Raw genomic sequence first — 16,988 nt, forward strand, 5'->3', positions numbered from 1 at the left:
TCGCTCGATGAACGATCAAAGGGTGGCACCGAGTGCCACCCTTTGAAGTCGCGGAGTCGCCCACGATTCGCTCATCTGAGCGCAACCCCTATCAGGGGTGGCGAGAATCACGCGGTTCGAGGGCCCCGGATTTCACCATGCGGACCGGTCTCCGGGACGGAAACACGCCCGTCACAGGACTCGGGCGCCATACGACCATGCCCCCCGAGGGCGGGGCCACACGTCCGGCTCGCACAACCGCCCAACCGGCTCACACGACCGGCTCACACCCCCAACGCCGCCAGCCGCTCCTCCGCCCGCCGCGGCGCGTACAGGTGCTCGACGACCAGCGCACCCGCCCCGACCAGGCCCGCCCGCTCCCCCAACCGCGACGTCACCACGTCCAGATGGGCGGTGGAGCGGGGCAGGGCCCGCTGGTAGAGCAGTTCGCGAACGCCCGTGACGAAGGGGGTTCCGGCCAAATCCCCGGCGATCATCAGGACGCCGGGGTTCAGCAGGGTCACGACCGTCGCCAGGACGTCCCCGACGACCCGGCCCGCCTCCCGTGCGAGCGCCGTCGCCCCGGGGTGCCCCGCGGTCAGCAGATCCCGCACATCCGATCCCGAGGCCGCCGGAACCCCCGCCTCCGCCAGCCGTCGCGCCACGGCGCCACCGCTCGCGACCGCCGCCAGACAGCCGTACGAGCCGCACTTGCACAGCGCCTGAGCGCCCTGCGGGACCCGGATGTGGCCGATGTCGCCGGCGCCGCCGTCGACGCCCCGGTATATCGAGCCCCCGACCACAACCCCCGCGCCGATGCCCGTGGACACCTTGACCAGCGCGAACGCCGAGCAGTCGGCGTATCCCGTGCGCTGTTCGCCGTACGCCATGAGGTTGGCGTCGTTGTCGACGAGCACCGGGATCCCGGCCAGGCCGGACGCGTGTTCGGTGAAAGCGCGGGCCAGGCGGCCTCTTATGTCGTAGCCGTCCCAGCCGGGCATGATCGGCGGCTGGACGACGCGGCCGGTGTCGCTGTCCACCGGGCCGGGGACCGCGAGGCCGATGCCGCAGACCGCGTCGGCCGGACGGCCGGCCTTCTCCAGGAGCTCGGCGAACCACCGCCCGAGTTCGTCCAGTACGGCCTCGGGGCCCTCCTCGATGACCAGGGTGCCGGCGTGCTCGGCCTGGATCTCGCCGGTGAGGGAGAGGACGGCGGCGCGGGCGTGGCGGGTGTCGAGGTCGGCGGCGAGGACGACCGCGTGCTCGTCGTCGAACTCGAGGGTGATCGAGGGGCGGCCACCGAGCGGGGAGTCGACGGGGCCGCCGGCGCCCTCGCGGAGCCAGCCCGCGCGAAAGAGCCGGTCCAGGCGCTGGCCGACGGTGGCCCGGGACAGGCCCGTGGCCTGCTGGAGCGCGCCACGGGTGGTGGCCCGGCCGCTGCGGACCAGCTCCAGCAGATCTCCGGCACCGGCGTGACTGCCCACCTTCACGGCCCTTCTGCTCATGCCGCCATTGTCGCGGGCCCCGGGAATCCGCTGCCGCGCACCCTCTTGCGCTCACCAACTCTGCATTACATATTGAGTTTTGCGTGTTAAATAGACGTAACCCTACGGTAGCTACTGCCGAACCGGTCGGCACCTTGTCCTCAGGGAGCCCTGCGTGGACCGCACAACCCAGCTCACGCCTCTTCGACCAGGCACGAGCGTGCCTCGCGAAGCGGACGTATACGATGCGGCCGCCTCGGCCGGTTCGGCCGCCTCGGCCGGTTCGCTGCACCGCGCGGCGGCGGACGTGCTGGCTGCCAACTGGACGGGCCGGTCCACGGTGCCGTCGCACAAGCTGTATCCGCACCAGTGGTCGTGGGACTCGGCGTTCGTCGCGATCGGGCTGCGCCATCTGTCGCCGCTGCGGGCGCAGACCGAGCTGGAGACGCTGCTGTCCGCGCAGTGGGGCGACGGACGGATCCCGCACATCGTCTTCAACCCCTCCGTGCCGCTCGACGCGTACTTCCCGAGCCCCGACTTCTGGCGCTCCTCGACCGCGGGGCGCGCCACGGGCGCCCCGCGCGCCCCGCAGACCTCGGGCATCGTGCAGCCGCCGGTGCACGCGCTGGCCGCGTGGCTGGTGCACCGGGCCGACCCCGGGCTGTCCCGGGCGCGCGGTTTCCTGTCCCGGGTGTATCCGGGGCTCGCCGCCTGGCACCGCTATCTGCTGGACCGCCGCGACCTGGGCCGGGGCGGACTGGCCTCCGTCGTCCATCCCTGGGAGCAGGGCATGGACAACAGCCCCACCTGGGACGCGCCCCTCGCCCGCATCACCCCGGCCCCGGCCCGCTCGTTCCGTCGGGCCGACCTCGACCACGGCGCCGCCGAGGACCGGCCGACGGATCTGGACTACGGACGGTACGTGCGGCTGGCGACGGACTACCGGGACGCCGGGTACCGGGACCGGGTGGGCGGGAGAAGCGGGGCCGGGGCGGGCGAGTTCGCCGTCGAGGACCCGGCGTTCAACGCCCTGCTCATCGCCTCCGAGCACGCCCTGGCCCGTATCGCGAAGGAGTTGGGCGCGCCGGGGACGGCCCGGCACGCGCGCGCGGAGCGGCTGACGGCGGCGCTGGTGGAGCGGCTGTGGGACCCGGCGGAGGGGATGTTCTTCTGCCGGGACGCCACCACCGACGCCCTCGTCCCCGAGCGCGGCGTCTCCGGGCTCCTCCCCCTCCTGCTCCCCGGCCTGCCCCGCGACATCGCCGGCGCGCTCGTGCGGACGGTCCACGGCCCCCGTTTCGGGCTGGGCGAGACCACCCGGCTCGTGCCGTCGTACGACCTCACCGGAGAGGCGTTCGATCCGCACCGCTACTGGCGCGGTCCGGCGTGGTTCAACACCAACTGGATGCTGGAGCGGGGACTCAGGCTGCACGGGGAGTGGGGGCGGGCCGACGCGCTGCGGGCGGCGCTGCTGGAGACGGCGGGGGCTTCCGGGTTCGCCGAGTACGTGGACCCGTACACCGGTGAGGCCTGCGGGACGCTCGGCTTCAGCTGGACGGCCGCGCTCACTCTCGACCTGCTGCACCAGGACGACCACGGCCACCGGCACGCGCACGACCGCGACCACGACGGCACCGGTGACGGTGACCGCGAAGCCGGCGACGGACGGCACCACGACGACAAGGTCAGGTTCGGCATGGGTGACAAGGGAGGGGACCGGGGATGACGGACCGGCATCACCTGCTCGTGCGCGGCGGGACGTTCGCCGCCGTGAGCGACGGCGGCGACATCAGCGGGGTGCGGGGCGGCAGTTCCCCGGACGGGTTGTTCGTCCGGGACGCCCGGCACCTGAGCCGGTGGCAGCTGACCGTCGACGGCGCGGTGCCCGAGACGCTCACACCCGTCGCGGACGATGACACCGCGCGCTGTGTGCTCGTGCCCCGGGGCGGGCGCCGGGAGCCGCCCGCGTACACGCTCTTCCGTGAACAGGCCGTCTGCGACAGCGCGTTCGTGGAGTCGCTGCGGGTCACGAGCAACCGCCCGGTGGCGACGACGGTCCGGATCGCGATGACCGTGGACGCCGACTTCACCGACCAGTTCGAGCTGCGCTCCGACTTCCGTACGTACGCCAAGAGCGGTGTCGTCAGAAGCCGCGAAGTCCTCGACGACGGTGTGGAGTTCACCTATCGGCGCGGTGAGTGGCAGTCCTCTACGACGGTGACGGCCGAGCCCGCGCCGGACAGCGTGGAGGAGACCGGGACGGGCGCGCGGCGGCTCGTCTGGGCCCTCGATGTCGCTCCGCACGGCTCGGCGGAGCTGACCCTGCGGGTGATGGCGCGCTCGCACGGCGACCGACGGGCACTGCGGGTGCCGCGCTCCCCGGCCGCCGTGCGCGATCAACTCCTCGCCGTGGAGGGCGATTTCATGGAGGGCGTGGCCTTCCCCACCGGCTGGCCGGAGCTGGCGGCGGCCTGCGCACGCGGGCTCGCCGACCTCGCGGCGCTCCAGGTCCCGGCGACCGGCCCCGACGGCGAGACGCTCCGGGTGCCCGCGGCCGGAGCGCCCTGGTTCCTGACCCTCCTCGGCCGTGACGCCCTGCTGACCTCCCTCTTCACGCTCCCCTACCGGCCGGAGCCGGCCGCCGCCACGCTGCTCGCGCTCGCCGCCGCCCAGGCGACCGAGGTCGGCGTCGACTCCGTCGCCCAGCCCGGCAAGATCGTGCACGAGGTGCGGCACGGCGAGCTGGCGCACTTCGGGCAGGTGCCGTACGGGCGTTACTACGGCTCGGTGGACGCGACCCCGCTGTTCCTCGTCCTCCTCGGCGCGTACGTCGAGCAGACCGGGGACGTCACCCTGGCCCGCCGCCTCGAACCCCACGCGCGGGCCGCGATCGGCTGGATGCTCGACCACGGCGGCCTCACCTCCCGCGGCTATCTCGTCTACCGCGCCGACCAGGGCGGCCTCGCCAACCAGAACTGGAAGGACTCCCCCGGCTCGATCTGCTCCGCCGACGGCAGCCGTCCCGCCACCGGGCCGGTGATGGCGGCGGGCGCGCAGGGCTACGCGTACGACGCGCTGCGCCGCACATCGGCGCTGGCCCGCACGGTCTGGGAGGACCAGGTGTACGCGGCGCTCCTGGAGCAGGCCGCCGGTGATCTGCGCGACCGTTTCCAGCAGGACTTCTGGATGCCCGAACACGCCTTTCCCGCGCTGGCGTTGGACGGTGAGGGCCGGCAGGTGGACGCCCTCGCCTCGGACGCGGGGCATCTGCTGTGGTCGGGGCTGCTGGACAAGGAGTACGGGAAGGTGGTGGGGCGGCGGCTCCTCGAACCCGACTTCTTCTCCGGGTGGGGCGTGCGGACCCTGGCCTCCGGGCAGCCCGCGTATCACCCGCTGTCGTACCACCGGGGGTCGGTCTGGCCGCACGACAACGCGCTGATCACCTTGGGGTTGGCGCGGTACGGACTGCATGACGAGGCGCGGACGGTGGCCTCCGGCATGGTGGACGCGGCGACGGCAGCGGGGCATCGGCTGCCGGAGGTTCTCGCGGGGTACGGGCGGGACACGCATGCGGAGCCGGTGCCGTATCCGCACGCGTGTGTGCGGGAGGCGCGGTCCGCGGCGGCGCCATTGGCTCTGCTGACCGCGGTGGGGGGTGCGTGAGCGCCGTTGAGGTGGGGGTCGTTGGCGGGCTGCGGGTTCGTCGTGGTTGCTCGCGCCCACGCGGCGGAGCCGCATATCGATACAGCCCCGCGCCCTGAAAGGCATGGGCTACACCCCCTGCCTCTCAGCCCGGAGGTCAGCCAGCAGCCTTCCCGCCGTCTGCCTCGCCTCCGCCTCCGTCCAGGCCCAGGCCGTGGTGGGGGGTCTGTGGGCCGTCCAGGTGTCCCAGTAGCTGCGGACCTTGCCGTAGCGGTCGGCGACCAGGACGTGGGGGAGGCCGAGGAGGAGGGCGAGGACGTGGCCGTGGAGGCGGTCGGTGACGGCGACCCGGCCGGCGGTCAGCAGGCGGCAGCCACGGGCCAGTTGGAGGCGGGCCAGGCCGTCGTAGGCGGCGAGGAGGGCGGGGACGGCGCCGGGCGGATCGCCGGAGGCGGCGCGGCACAGGGCCCGTGCCCGGCCGCGCCACAGTGCCTCCTTGGCCTGGCGCCAGCCGGCGTCGGCGCCCTCCCGGGTCCAGTCGAAGACGTACGGGCCGCCGTGCTCCCGCCGGGTCGCGCCGCGCCCGGCCGGCGGGCCCTTCGCCGGCTCCTTGTCCTCGCTGGCCAGCCAGACGACGTCATGGGCGACCGTGCCGCCGCCTGCCAGCGCGTCCGGCGGCACGGCGAAGGCCAGGTCGGGGGCGAGCAGCGCGGGTGCCTCGAAGACCGTGCGGCAGCGGTGCAGGCTGTGCCGGTCGCGCAGCAGCAGCGTGAGATCGGGGTGGGCGTCGAAGACGCGGCGGGCCCGGGTGAGGTTGGCGTGGTCGGTGAAGTGCACGGACTGGGGCAGCTGGACGATCCGGCGGTCCGGGAAGTCCCGTAGGACCTGTTCGCGCAGGAGTTGGCTGTCCTCCCACAGGTCGCCGAGGTTGCCGCCGCCCGCCAGCATGATCGGCCCGTCCGGGAGGCAGGCCGCCAGCTGCCCGGCGTCGTACGACACCAGGTCGCAGGCGTAGCGCACCTCGGCCCCGAGCGCGCCGAGCAGCGCGCGCTGGCCGAGCCAGATCGCGCTGTCGCCGACGTCGGAGTTCAGCGGGGCGCCGATGACCGCGCACCGGGTGCCGGCCGGGACCAGCCGGTCCAGGACGGTGAGGACGTACGAGACGTGGTGCGCGCAGTGGGGGACGTAGGCGGGCGGCGCCGACGGTTTCCGCGTCGACCGCGCCGGCTTCCTCGGTGTCTCATTCGCTCCGCACACCGAAACGCGCTACCCGGACATTTCGCCACTCATTCCGAGATGGCGGAAATCAGCCGCACAACGACCGGAACACTGGCAGAACCGGGCAACTACCCCCCGGACGTGTCCAGTTCGGCGTCCTCGCCCACGCCCGCGCAGTCGTACGGGTCCTTGAGCCAGCCGTCCGGGAGGACGACGCGGTTGTTGCCGGAGGTGCGGCCGCGCGGGCCGTCGGCGCCGGTCGGCCAGGGCTGGTCGAGGTCCAACTCGTCGAGGCCGGAGCGGAGTTCGGCGAGGGAGGAGGTGACGGCGAGGCGCCTGCGCATCTCGGAGCCGACCGCGAAGCCCTTGAGGTACCAGGCCACGTGCTTGCGGAAGTCGACGACACCCTTCGACTCGTCGCCGATCCACTCGCCGAGGAGGCCGGCGTGCCGGACCATGATGTCCGCGACCTCGCGCAGCGAAGGCCGCGCGATGTCTTCCGTACGGCCTTCGAACGCCGCCACCAGGTCCGCGAACAGCCACGGCCGGCCGAGGCAGCCGCGTCCCACGACCACCCCGTCGCAGCCGGTCTCCCGCACCATCCGCAGCGCGTCCTCGGCCGACCAGATGTCGCCGTTGCCGAGGACGGGGACCTCGGGGACGTGCTCCTTGAGGCGGGCGATGGCGTCCCAGTCGGCCGTGCCGCCGTAGTGCTGGGCGGCCGTGCGGCCGTGCAGGGCGATCGCTGTGACGCCCTCCTCGACGGCGATGCGGCCGGCGTCGAGGTAGGTGATGTGGTCGTCGTCGATGCCCTTGCGCATCTTCATCGTGACGGGCAGGTCCCCGGCGCCGCTCACCGCCTCCCGCAGGATGGCGCGGAGCAGGTTCCGCTTGTACGGGAGGGCGGAGCCGCCGCCCTTGCGGGTGACCTTGGGGACCGGGCAGCCGAAGTTCAGGTCGATGTGGTCGGCGAGGCCCTCCTCCGCGATCATGCGGACGGCCTTGCCGACGGTCGCCGGGTCCACGCCGTACAGCTGGACCGAGCGCGGCTTCTCGGTCGCGTCGAAGTGGATCAGCTGCATGGTCTTCTCGTTGCGCTCGACCAGCGCCCGCGTGGTGATCATCTCGCTGACGAACAGGCCCTTGCCGCCGCTGAACTCGCGGCACAGCGTCCGGAAGGGCGCGTTCGTGATCCCGGCCATGGGGGCCAGGACGACGGGCGGGGAGACGGCGTGGGGGCCGATCCGCAAGGGGGTCTGCGCGAGGGACACGGGCGTGGACATTCCCCCATTGTCACGCACATGGACGCATGCTCGCCATTCATTAGTTAGGCGCACTATCGAGTTGGGCGTACGATGGGGCGCATGCCCGAGCTCAGCCGCCGCCACCGTCTGCTGGTGCTCGCGATCTGCTGCACCAGCCTCCTGATCGTGAGCCTGGACAACACCGTCCTGAACGTCGCCCTGCCCTCGATGCAGCGCGACCTGGACGCGAGCCTCGCGGGGCTCCAGTGGACCATCGACGCCTACACCCTGGTCCTGGCCGCCCTGCTGATGCTGGCCGGGTCCACCGCGGACCGGATCGGCCGCAAGCGGGTCTTCATGGCCGGCCTGGTCGTCTTCACGCTCGGCTCGCTGCTGTGCTCCCTCGCCCCGAACCTCGAATCGCTGGTCGCCTTCCGTATGGTGCAGGCGGTCGGCGGTTCCATGCTCAACCCGGTCGCGATGTCGATCATCACCAACACGTTCACGGATCCGCGCGAGCGGGCCCGGGCGATCGGGGTCTGGGGCGCGGTGGTGGGCATCTCGATGGCCGCCGGACCGATCATCGGCGGGCTCCTCGTGGAGTCGGTCGGCTGGCGCTCCATCTTCTGGATCAACCTGCCGGTCGGTCTGGCCGCGCTGCTGCTGACCTGGCGGTACGTCCCGGAGTCCCGCGCCCCGAAGGCCCGCCGCCCCGACCCCGTGGGCCAGCTGCTCGTCATCGCGCTGCTCGGCTCCCTCACCTACGCGATCATCGAGGCGCCGACCGCGCCGGTCGCCGAGACCCTCGGCCTCGGCGGCCTCTCGCTCGCCGCGCTCCTGGCCCTCCTGTGGTACGAGCCCCGCCGCGACGAACCCCTCATCGACCTGCGCTTCTTCCGTTCGGCGCCCTTCAGCGGGGCGACCGTCATAGCGGTCAGCGCGTTCGCCGCGCTCGGCGGCTTCCTGTTCCTGTCGACGCTGTACCTGCAGAACGTCCGCGGCCTCGACGCCCTCCACGCCGGTCTGTGGATGCTCCCGATGGCGTTCCTGTGCTTCGTCTGCGCGCCGGTCGCCGGACGGCTGGTCGGCAGTCGGGGGCCGCGTCTGCCGCTGCTGGTCGCCGGGATCGCGATGACCGCGAGCGGGGTGCTCTTCGCCGCGTTCGAGGCCGAGACCGAGAACCTCACCCTCGTCATCGGCTACGTCCTCTTCGGCCTCGGCTTCGGCTTCGTCAACGCGCCCATCACCAACACGGCCGTCTCCGGCATGCCCCGCGCCCAGGCCGGTGTCGCCGCCGCCGTCGCCTCCACCAGCCGCCAGATCGGCCAGACGCTGGGCGTCGCGGTGATCGGGGCGGTGCTGGCCGCCGGCATCGGCTCGTCCTCGTACGCGGACTCCTTCGTGGCGGCGGCGCGGCCCGCCTGGTGGATCGTCGCCGGCTGCGGCTTCGCCGTACTGGTGCTGGGGGCGCTGACGACGGGCGCGTGGGCCCGGGGGACCGCCGACCGGACGGCGAAGCGCCTGGAGTCGGCGGAGGTGCGGGACGCGGCGGGGGTCGGAGCATAGGGCCGACATCGCGCCGCGCACCGCGCGTGGTGGGACGGCACATGAGGTAACGCCTGGGACAACTCATCGTGGGATCCGCCCCGTTGATATTGGTCTTGCCGCACACTCCTCACGGACCTCACGGACGTGGAGCCGTGAGGGTGTCGGCTGGAGACGTCATGCAGCAGATCAACACGAGCAAGGTGAGCCGCTGGGACCAGCACGGGCGGGAGCACACCGTGCGGGTCCAGCGCTCGGGAGTGCAACGCACGGTCAGATGCGACACGTGCGGCTGGCGCAAGGGCGCGCAGTTCCTGCCCTGGCTGAAGGCGGAGGAGCATCTCGCCGAGGCGCACCAGGCGACGGTGGACCCGACGGGTTCGTGACCGCCTTCCGCGTTCCGCCTTCAGGGCAGATCGTCGAGCGCCCGAGCGACCTGCTCCATCACCCGCTGCCAGTGCGCCCGTTGAAGCTCCCGCTCCTCGGGGCTCGCCATACGCTCCTGATGGAAGACGAGCACGGACCGGCCGCCGCCGGCCGCCGAGACGGCGACCTGCACGGTCGTATCGCCGTACGTGACCCGGATACGGTCACCGGGACGGTAGCCGCGCACCTCACCCGTGACGCCCGCGTCGGTCTCGTACGGGGCGCCGGGCTCGGGAGCGAGGCGCGCGCCGGCGCCGAGCCACAGCTCCAGCCCGCGTGGGCCGCTGATGAACTCCCATACGGCGGCGGGTGACTGGCGCAGGGTGCGGGAGACGCCGACCTGCCATCCGGCGTCCTTGGTGAGTCCGGTGGATCGAGCGGACATGAGGATCACCCTTTCTCGTGGACTGCTACTCAACCGGGCCGTTCCCGGCCCGGCGCACGCGGTGCGCGCGGACCTTGTGGCGGTTGCCGCAGTGCTCCATCGAGCACCAGCGGCGGCGGCCGGGCCGGGAGGTGTCGACGTAGAGCAGATAGCAGCGGTCGCCCGCGCACATGCGGAGCCGTTCCGCGTACGGCCCGGTGAGGAGGTCGACGGCGTCGCGGGCGACGGTGGACAGGAGCTGCGCCCCGGTCGCCGTCCCCGGGGCCCAGCCCCGGGTGCCGTCCGCGCCGATGGCGGGGGCGAGCGAGGGCCGGGCGGCGGCCTCGTTGATGAGGTCGAGGTCGGCGGAGTCCGCCGGGGCTATGCCCAGCTCGGGGAGGCCGCCGGTGACGACGCGCGAGGCGACCGTACGGGTCAGCGCGTCGCGCAGCCGCCGGGCGTACGCCACCTCGTCCTCCGTGATCCGGAGTGCCGACGGCGTGGGGGTGAGCCGGGACTGACCGGCCCAGGTGACCAGGTCGGCGGGGGTGTGCAGCACCTCGTAGCGGGTCAGGGCGCCGGGGCCGCCGGTGACGAGCAGTTCCAGACAGAGGGCGCCCGGATCGAAGCGGTAGACGTTCCCCGAGTAGGACCGCAGCGGGATGCCCGACACTCCCGACACCTCCTTCGCAGCGGATGCCCTGGACGACGAACCCATGTAACCAATATAACCGGTTACATGACTGCCGCGCTGAACTGGAAACTGGTCATCGACACCCGCGACGCGCAGCCCCTGGCCGACTTCTGGGCCGCGGCGCTGGGCTACGAGGTGGAGGACCCGAGCACGCTGATCACCCACCTCCTCTCCACCGGCGACCTCCCCGAGGCCGCCGTCGCCGAGCACAACGGCCACCGCGTCTTCCGCGGCTACGCCGCCGTCCGGCACCCCGAGGACCCGTACGACCCCTTCACCGGCATCGGCAAGGGCCGCCGTCTCCTCTTCCAGGACGTCCCCGAGCCCAAGACCGTCAAGAACCGCCTCCACATCGACATCCACGCCGAAGCCGGCGGCCTGGACGCGCTGGTCACCCGCCTGGAAACCCTGGGCGCCACCCGCGTCGAGGAGTTCGACAAGGGCCCGGCGGGCCACTGGTGGCTGATGCGGGACCCGGAGGGCAACGAGTTCTGCGCGGCCTAGCGTGACGCCGAACGAGGCCGCCGACACCGCCGGCCGTGTGCCTGGCGCTTCGACGGCCCCTGGGACCGGTACGGGCGCGACAACGGCTCCGCCCTCGACATCCCCCGACGGCCCCTGACTCTCCTGACCCGCGGCGGTCACGCCCCTCGGGACGGCGGCCCCGCCACTGGGCCGAGCCGAAGGCCGCTCACCGCCGCAGTCCTCGCACCACCAGGTTCACGACCGCCGCGAACTGCTCCTCGATGTCCGGCTGTCGCCAGACGGGGGCGTAGGAGGGGTCGTGGAAACGGGCGGTGGCGTGGAAGACGGCTCGGGCGGTGGTGGGGTCGGCGGACGTGAAGGTGCCGGTGTCGGCGCCGGACCGGATGATCCTGGCCAGTTGGGCGGTCAGGTCGGCGATGTGGGCGCCGACCACCTCGCCGTTCTCGTCCGTCAGGACCTGGTAGGTGGCGAACAGCTCGGGGTCGTCGCCGGCCTTGCGGCGCTTGGCCTCGAAGAGGGCCGCCAGCCAGGCGCGCAGCCGGGCCTCCGGGTCACGGTCCTCGGCGGCGATGGCGGTCAGCGTCGCCGTCGTCCGGTCCAGCCAGCGCTTGGTCACCGCCTCGCGCAGGGCCGCCTTCGTACGGAAGTGGCGGTAGACGCTCCCGTGGCTGACACCGAGCGCGCGGGCCACGTCCACCACGGTCGCCTTGGCGGGTCCGTGGCGGCGCAGGACCTCCTCGGTCGCTTCGAGGATGCGCTCGGCGGTCAGGGTCTCGGAGGTCGGTGCCATGGACGGAACCGTACCCGGCTGAAGGATCAGCGCTCGCTGTCGAGGTGCGCCATCTGGGCCGCCGGGTAGCGGTCACCCGCCACCGCGGCGGCCGGGACGGCACCCTCGATCGCCGCCAGGTCGGCCGCCTCCAGGGTCACCTCCAGCGCGCCCAGAGCCTCGGCCAGACGGTCCCGGCGGCGGGCCCCCACGAGCGGGACGATGTCCTCCCCGCGTGACAGCACCCAGGCGATCGCGATCTGCGCGACCGACACCCCCTTCTGCTCGGCGACCTTCCGCAGCGCCTCGACGAGGTCCAGGTTGCGGTGAAGGTTCTCCCCCTGGAAGCGGGGCGAGAACGCCCGGAAGTCGCCCGCCGCCAGCTGCCGGTCACGGGTGAAGTGGCCCGAGATCAGCCCCCGGGAGAGGACTCCGTACGCCGTGACCGCGATGCCCAGCTCCCGCGTGGTCGGCAGGATCTCGTCCTCGATATCACGCGAGATGAGGGAGTACTCGATCTGGAGGTCCGCGATCGGGGCCGTCGCGGCGGCCCGGCGGATCGTCTCCGCGCCCACCTCGCTCAGGCCGATGTGCCGTACGTACCCCTTCTCGACCAGTTCCGCGATCGCGCCGACCGTCTCCTCGATCGGCACGTCGGGGTCGACCCGCGCGATCCGGTAGACGTCGATGTGGTCGGTGCCGAGGCGCTGGAGGGAGTACGCGGCGAAGTTCCGCACCGCCGCGGGGCGGCCGTCGTATCCGGACCAGCCCCCGTCCGGGTCACGCAGCGCCCCGAACTTGACGCTGGTCAGCGCCTGCTCCCGGAGGGCGGCGGGCGCGGTGCGCAGGGCCTCCGCGATCAGCAGCTCGTTGTGGCCCATGCCGTAGAAGTCGCCCGTGTCCAGCAGGGTCACGCCGGCTTCGAGGGCCGCGTGGATCGTCGCGAGGGACTCGGCCCGGTCCGCGCCGCCGTACAGCGCGGACATGCCCATACAGCCGAGGCCGAGGGCGGAGACCTGGGGGCCGGTGGTTCCGAGGGTGCGGGTCTGCATGGTTGTCGTCATGCGCTCCACGATGACATGACAGCTGACAGATTTCAATATCTGTCAGCTGTCATCTGTCACGCGTCACTCGCCTTCCCGCTCAGTGCCTCAGCGCCTCAGCGGGCGCTCATCCCTGCGCTCACCCCCTGAACTCATCCCTGCCGCAGCGGAATCGCCAGGTCCACCACCTTCCGGCCCTTCGGGAAGTTCCCCTTCGCGCTCGCCTTCCCGGTCAGCAGGTCGACGCCGAACACCCGCGCCCCCGTCACCGCGTACCCGGCGTTCACCCCGCTCCGCGCCGAGCTGTAGATGTCGAACCCGGAGTTCAGCGGGGCGTCGACGCCGAGCTTGCCCGTGGGGGCGAGGTTGCCCGCGTTGGCCGGGGACTGGACGGAGACCTGGTCGAGAGCGGTGTCCAGGTCGAAGAGGGTGGTCGCGGTGGTGGCGTCGAGGTCGTTGTTGGTGTACGCCGCCCCGGCCACCCCCTGAGCCGTGGCGCCGGCCGTGGCGGGCGGGACCGGCGGGTTGGTGAGGGTGCCGTCGACGGCCGTGGTGCCGGCGGCCGGGGCGCCCTGCGGGTCGTCGAGGTTGTGGCGGAGGTTCTGGCCGGTGTCGCTGATCACCCGGAGGCGGTTCGCCGCGGGGTTGAAGTCCACGCCGTAGGCCTTGCCCTTGAGCGCGACGGTGAGCTGGGAGACCTTGGTGGCCTTGGCGCCGACCTCGCGGATCGTGTAGATGCCGCCCTTGTCGCCGACGCCGTACAGCTTGTTGTTCTGGACGCGGTAGTCGATGCCGACGAGCCTCGTGTCGCCCTTGAGGCCGCCGACCCTGCCGAGCGGCACCGTGGCGCCGGGCTTGTCGACGGGGAAGACGACGAGCCGCTGGTCGGCGGTGAGACCGATGGCCTTCAGCCCGCCGGGAACGCGCCCGCCGCTGCCCAGGCCGCCGCCCTTCGCCTCGATACCGGCCGGCCCGTCCCCCGTCGTCGCCCCGGCCGGCGCCGACGATCCGCCCAGCGCCCCCGCCCCGACCGCGCCGACCGTTCCGATCGCCACCGCCATGGTGAGTACGCCGATCACTGCTTGCTTGCGCATGAACGCCCCCGTGAAGATGCGCGGCCCGCCCCCTGCGGGCCGTCTGCCCTCTCCTTCGGAACCGACGGCAGGTCCGGATTGGTGGGTCGTAGGAAGAATTTTCCGGGAACTACGGACGTTTCCGCAGCGCTCCGTTGGACACCATTCGTCCCCTCTCGGAGAATTCGAAGTGCCTGTCATCCGGCCGCCTGGCCCCTGGAGGGCGCATGAGCATCCGTATCGCCACGTTCAACGCCGAGAACCTCTTCCGCCGGCCCATGGTGTTCGGCCTCGACGACCCGGATCGGCGCGAAGAGATCCTTGATGACTTCAACGAGTTGGTCGGTCTCCTCGACAAGGAGATCTACCAGGAGGCGGACAAGGAGCGGATCTCCGAGCTGATCGTGAAGCACGACGCGCACAACTCGGACCCGGACAGCCGCCGGCCGTTCTTCGTCAACCAGCCCCGTGGCGGGGCCAAGCTCTACACGGTCTCCCCGAACGGAAGCCCGGTCCTCAGGATCGTCGCCAAGGGGCGGTCGAAGTGGGCCGGTTGGGCCGAGATGGTGCGCGGTGACATCGGCTGGGAGGCGGTGGAGAACACCGCCCGGGTGATAGCCGAGGTGAACGCGGACATCCTGCTCACGGTCGAGGTCGAGGACCGGCTCACCCTGGACCGCTTCAACACCCAGGTGCTGGGCGGGGCGATGGGGCACGAACCGTACCCGTTCAATCTGCTCATCGACGGCAACGACAGCCGGGGCATCGACGTCGGCATCCTCAGCCGGTTCCCGATCACGTCCGTGCGGTCGCACATCTTCGATCCCGGCGCGTCCGGCACCCCGGTGTTCAGCCGCGACTGCCCCGAGTTCGAGGTGGAGGTCGACGGAGAGCCCCTGTGGATCCTCGGCAACCACTTCAAGAGCAAGGGCTTCGGCAGGGCCTCGGAGAACGACAAGCGCCGCAAGGCCCAGGCCAAGAGGGTCAGGGAGATCTACGAGGAGGCCCTGGAGCGCTCCTTGCGCGTCGTGGTCGCCGGCGACCTCAACGACTCCCTCTCCAGCCCTCCGATCAAGCTCCTCCTCGACGCCGGCCTCCGCGAGGCCATGACCCACGAGAGCTACGGAACCAACCCCCCGGGCACCCACGGCACCGGCAAACGCGACGAGCAGAAACTCGACTACCTCATGTTCAGCCCGGAGTTGTGGGACCGCGTGACGCACGTGGGCGTGGAACGCCGGGGAATCTGGGCCCCGAAGACCTTCCCGTCCTTCACCACGGTCACCTCGAAACTCAACCAGGCCTCGGACCACGCGGCCCTGTTCGCCGACCTGACCCTGTGAACGCCGAGTTCCCCGGCCCCGTCAAGGGGCGCGGGGAACTGCGCGACCAGCCACGACCAACCCGCGGCCGGCACATCACCCGAGCCAGGCAGACGCGAACCCGCCCACCAGCACCTACGCGCCGACGAGCCGACCCGCGAGGTACCCCTCGATCTGGTCGAGCGACACCCGCTCCTGCTTCATCGAGTCCCGCTCACGCACAGTCACCGCGTTGTCGTCGAGCGTGTCGAAGTCGACCGTCACGCAGTACGGCGTACCGATCTCGTCCTGGCGCCGGTAACGGCGCCCGATCGCACCCGCGTCGTCGAACTCGATGTTCCAGTTCTGCCGCAGCGCCGCCGCGAGCCCCTTCGCCTTCGGCGACAGCTCCGCGTTGCGGGACAGCGGAAGCACCGCCACCTTCACCGGCGCGATCCGGTGGTCGAGCCGCAGCACCGTCCGCTTCTCCAGCTTGCCCTTGGCGTTGGGCGCCTCGTCCTCGGTGTACGCGTCGAGCAGGAACGCCAGCATCGTGCGGCCGACACCCGCCGCCGGCTCGATGACGTACGGGGTGTAGCGATCACCGGCCTCCTGGTCGAAGTAGAACAGGTCCTGGCCGGAGGCCTTGGAGTGCGCGGTGAGGTCGTAGTCGGTGCGGTTGGCGACGCCCTCCAGCTCACCCCACTCGTTGCCGCCGAACTGGAAGCGGTACTCGATGTCGGCGGTGCGCTTGGAGTAGTGGGAGAGCTTCTCCTGCGGGTGGTCGTACCAGCGCATGTTCTCCTCGCGCAGGCCCAGGCCGGTGTACCAGTTCCACCGCTCCTGCATCCAGTACTCCTGCCACTTCTCGTCCTCGCCCGGCTTGACGAAGAACTCCATCTCCATCTGCTCGAACTCGCGGGTGCGGAAGATGAAGTTGCCGGGCGTGATCTCGTTGCGGAAGGACTTGCCCATCTGGGCGATGCCGAACGGGGGCTTCTTGCGTGCAGCGGTCTGCACGTGGGCGAAGTTGGTGAAGATGCCCTGGGCGGTCTCGGGGCGCAGGTAGGCGATCGAGCCGGTGTCCTGGGTGGGGCCGAGGTGGGTGGAGAGCAGACCCGAGAACTGCTTGGGCTCGGTGAACTGGCCCTTGGTGCCGCAGTTCGGGCAGTTGATGTCCGCGAGGCCGTTCTCCGGCAGGCGGCCCTTCTTCGCCTCGTACGCCTCCTCCAGGTGGTCCGCGCGGAACCGCTTGTGGCAGGAGGTGCACTCGGTGAGCGGGTCGGAGAAGGTCGCGACGTGACCGGAGGCCACCCAGACCTCGGGGGCCAGGATGACGGACGAGTCGATACCGACCACGTCCTCGCGCGACGTCACCATGTAGCGCCACCACTGGCGCTTGATGTTCTCCTTGAGCTCGACACCCAGCGGTCCGTAGTCCCAGGCGGCACGCTGACCGCCGTAGATCTCGCTGCACGGGAATACGAAGCCACGGCGCTTGCTCAGGCTGACGATGGTGTCGATCTTGTCGGCGGCCACGGTGCTCTCTTCATTACGACGACGGGCGACGAAGCGATGCGCTTCAGAGCGAATGCTTCAGGTTACCGGCGGAGGCTCCCCTCCGATCAAATCGGTTCGGCCCCAGACCGGACATAGGCCTTACCCAGGGCTTACCACCAGGCTTGTTGACAATCGTTTCCAGACAAGATGAAAATGACTG

General features: G+C 71.6%; 15 protein-coding genes. 6 read left to right on the forward strand and 9 right to left on the reverse strand.

Annotation, left to right across the window (positions count from 1 at the left end; genetic code table 11):
• Positions 1-263 precede the first annotated feature (263 nt).
• Entirely contained in the window at positions 264-1,484 is a 1,221-nt protein-coding gene (locus tag ACWD26_RS24575) for an ROK family protein (protein ID WP_451273436.1), read from the reverse strand.
• Positions 1,485-1,638: 154 nt separating this feature from the next.
• Here ACWD26_RS24575 and ACWD26_RS24580 point away from each other — a divergent pair, with 154 nt between their 5' ends.
• Together ACWD26_RS24580 and ACWD26_RS24585 are read left to right on the forward strand one after the other, a co-directional pair.
• Positions 1,639-3,189, forward strand: coding sequence for an MGH1-like glycoside hydrolase domain-containing protein (locus tag ACWD26_RS24580; RefSeq protein WP_451273438.1), 1,551 nt, complete (start codon positions 1,639-1,641; stop codon positions 3,187-3,189).
• On the forward strand, positions 3,186-5,126 hold the full coding sequence (locus ACWD26_RS24585) for an amylo-alpha-1,6-glucosidase (protein ID WP_451273440.1): 1,941 nt from the start codon (positions 3,186-3,188) through the stop codon (positions 5,124-5,126). The genes ACWD26_RS24580 and ACWD26_RS24585 overlap by 4 nt, the downstream gene beginning before the upstream one ends.
• Positions 5,127-5,234: 108 nt before the next feature.
• Here ACWD26_RS24585 and ACWD26_RS24590 read toward each other — a convergent pair whose 3' ends face one another.
• Complete coding sequence (locus ACWD26_RS24590; protein WP_451273442.1) at positions 5,235-6,362, reverse strand: polysaccharide pyruvyl transferase family protein; 1,128 nt, start codon at positions 6,360-6,362, stop codon at positions 5,235-5,237.
• A gap of 89 nt (positions 6,363-6,451) precedes the next feature.
• Positions 6,452-7,606: a tRNA dihydrouridine synthase DusB gene (dusB, locus tag ACWD26_RS24595; protein WP_451273444.1), complete on the reverse strand. Its 1,155-nt coding sequence runs from the start codon at positions 7,604-7,606 to the stop codon at positions 6,452-6,454.
• Between the two features lie 81 nt (positions 7,607-7,687).
• On the opposite strand from dusB, the gene ACWD26_RS24600 reads away from it, so the two are divergent.
• Entirely contained in the window at positions 7,688-9,133 is a 1,446-nt protein-coding gene (locus tag ACWD26_RS24600) for an MFS transporter (protein ID WP_451273446.1), read from the forward strand.
• 158 nt (positions 9,134-9,291) lie between these two features.
• Positions 9,292-9,498, forward strand: coding sequence for a hypothetical protein (locus tag ACWD26_RS24605; RefSeq protein ID WP_451273448.1), 207 nt, complete (start codon positions 9,292-9,294; stop codon positions 9,496-9,498).
• Between the two features lie 20 nt (positions 9,499-9,518).
• Here the strand turns inward: ACWD26_RS24605 and ACWD26_RS24610 are convergent, their stop codons facing one another.
• Positions 9,519-9,923, reverse strand: coding sequence for an SRPBCC family protein (locus ACWD26_RS24610; protein ID WP_451273450.1), 405 nt, complete (start codon positions 9,921-9,923; stop codon positions 9,519-9,521).
• Positions 9,924-9,948: 25 nt separating this feature from the next.
• Entirely contained in the window at positions 9,949-10,620 is a 672-nt protein-coding gene (locus tag ACWD26_RS24615) for a CGNR zinc finger domain-containing protein (RefSeq protein WP_451273452.1), read from the reverse strand.
• A 21-nt stretch (positions 10,621-10,641) separates the two neighbouring features.
• On the opposite strand from ACWD26_RS24615, the gene ACWD26_RS24620 reads away from it, so the two are divergent.
• Positions 10,642-11,100 (forward strand): VOC family protein, encoded by a 459-nt coding sequence (locus ACWD26_RS24620; RefSeq protein WP_451273454.1) that lies wholly within the window; start codon positions 10,642-10,644, stop codon positions 11,098-11,100.
• A 187-nt stretch (positions 11,101-11,287) separates the two neighbouring features.
• On the opposite strand, the gene ACWD26_RS24625 is transcribed toward ACWD26_RS24620, so the two are convergent.
• The 3 genes from ACWD26_RS24625 to ACWD26_RS24635 form a co-directional block, all read right to left on the reverse strand.
• Entirely contained in the window at positions 11,288-11,872 is a 585-nt protein-coding gene (locus ACWD26_RS24625) for a TetR family transcriptional regulator (RefSeq protein ID WP_451273456.1), read from the reverse strand.
• Between the two features lie 26 nt (positions 11,873-11,898).
• A complete protein-coding gene (locus tag ACWD26_RS24630) occupies positions 11,899-12,903 on the reverse strand; it encodes an aldo/keto reductase (RefSeq protein ID WP_451273570.1) in 1,005 nt (334 codons plus the stop codon).
• 143 nt (positions 12,904-13,046) lie between these two features.
• Positions 13,047-13,988: a DUF4394 domain-containing protein gene (locus ACWD26_RS24635; protein WP_451273458.1), complete on the reverse strand. Its 942-nt coding sequence runs from the start codon at positions 13,986-13,988 to the stop codon at positions 13,047-13,049.
• A 206-nt stretch (positions 13,989-14,194) separates the two neighbouring features.
• On the opposite strand from ACWD26_RS24635, the gene ACWD26_RS24640 reads away from it, so the two are divergent.
• Entirely contained in the window at positions 14,195-15,310 is a 1,116-nt protein-coding gene (locus ACWD26_RS24640; RefSeq protein WP_451273460.1) for an endonuclease/exonuclease/phosphatase family protein, read from the forward strand.
• 114 nt (positions 15,311-15,424) lie between these two features.
• Here ACWD26_RS24640 and ACWD26_RS24645 read toward each other — a convergent pair whose 3' ends face one another.
• Positions 15,425-16,807, reverse strand: coding sequence for a glycine--tRNA ligase (locus ACWD26_RS24645; protein WP_451273462.1), 1,383 nt, complete (start codon positions 16,805-16,807; stop codon positions 15,425-15,427).
• Between the last annotated feature and the right edge of the window lie 181 nt (positions 16,808-16,988).

It is taken from the genome of Streptomyces sp. NPDC002787, assembly GCF_053592095.1.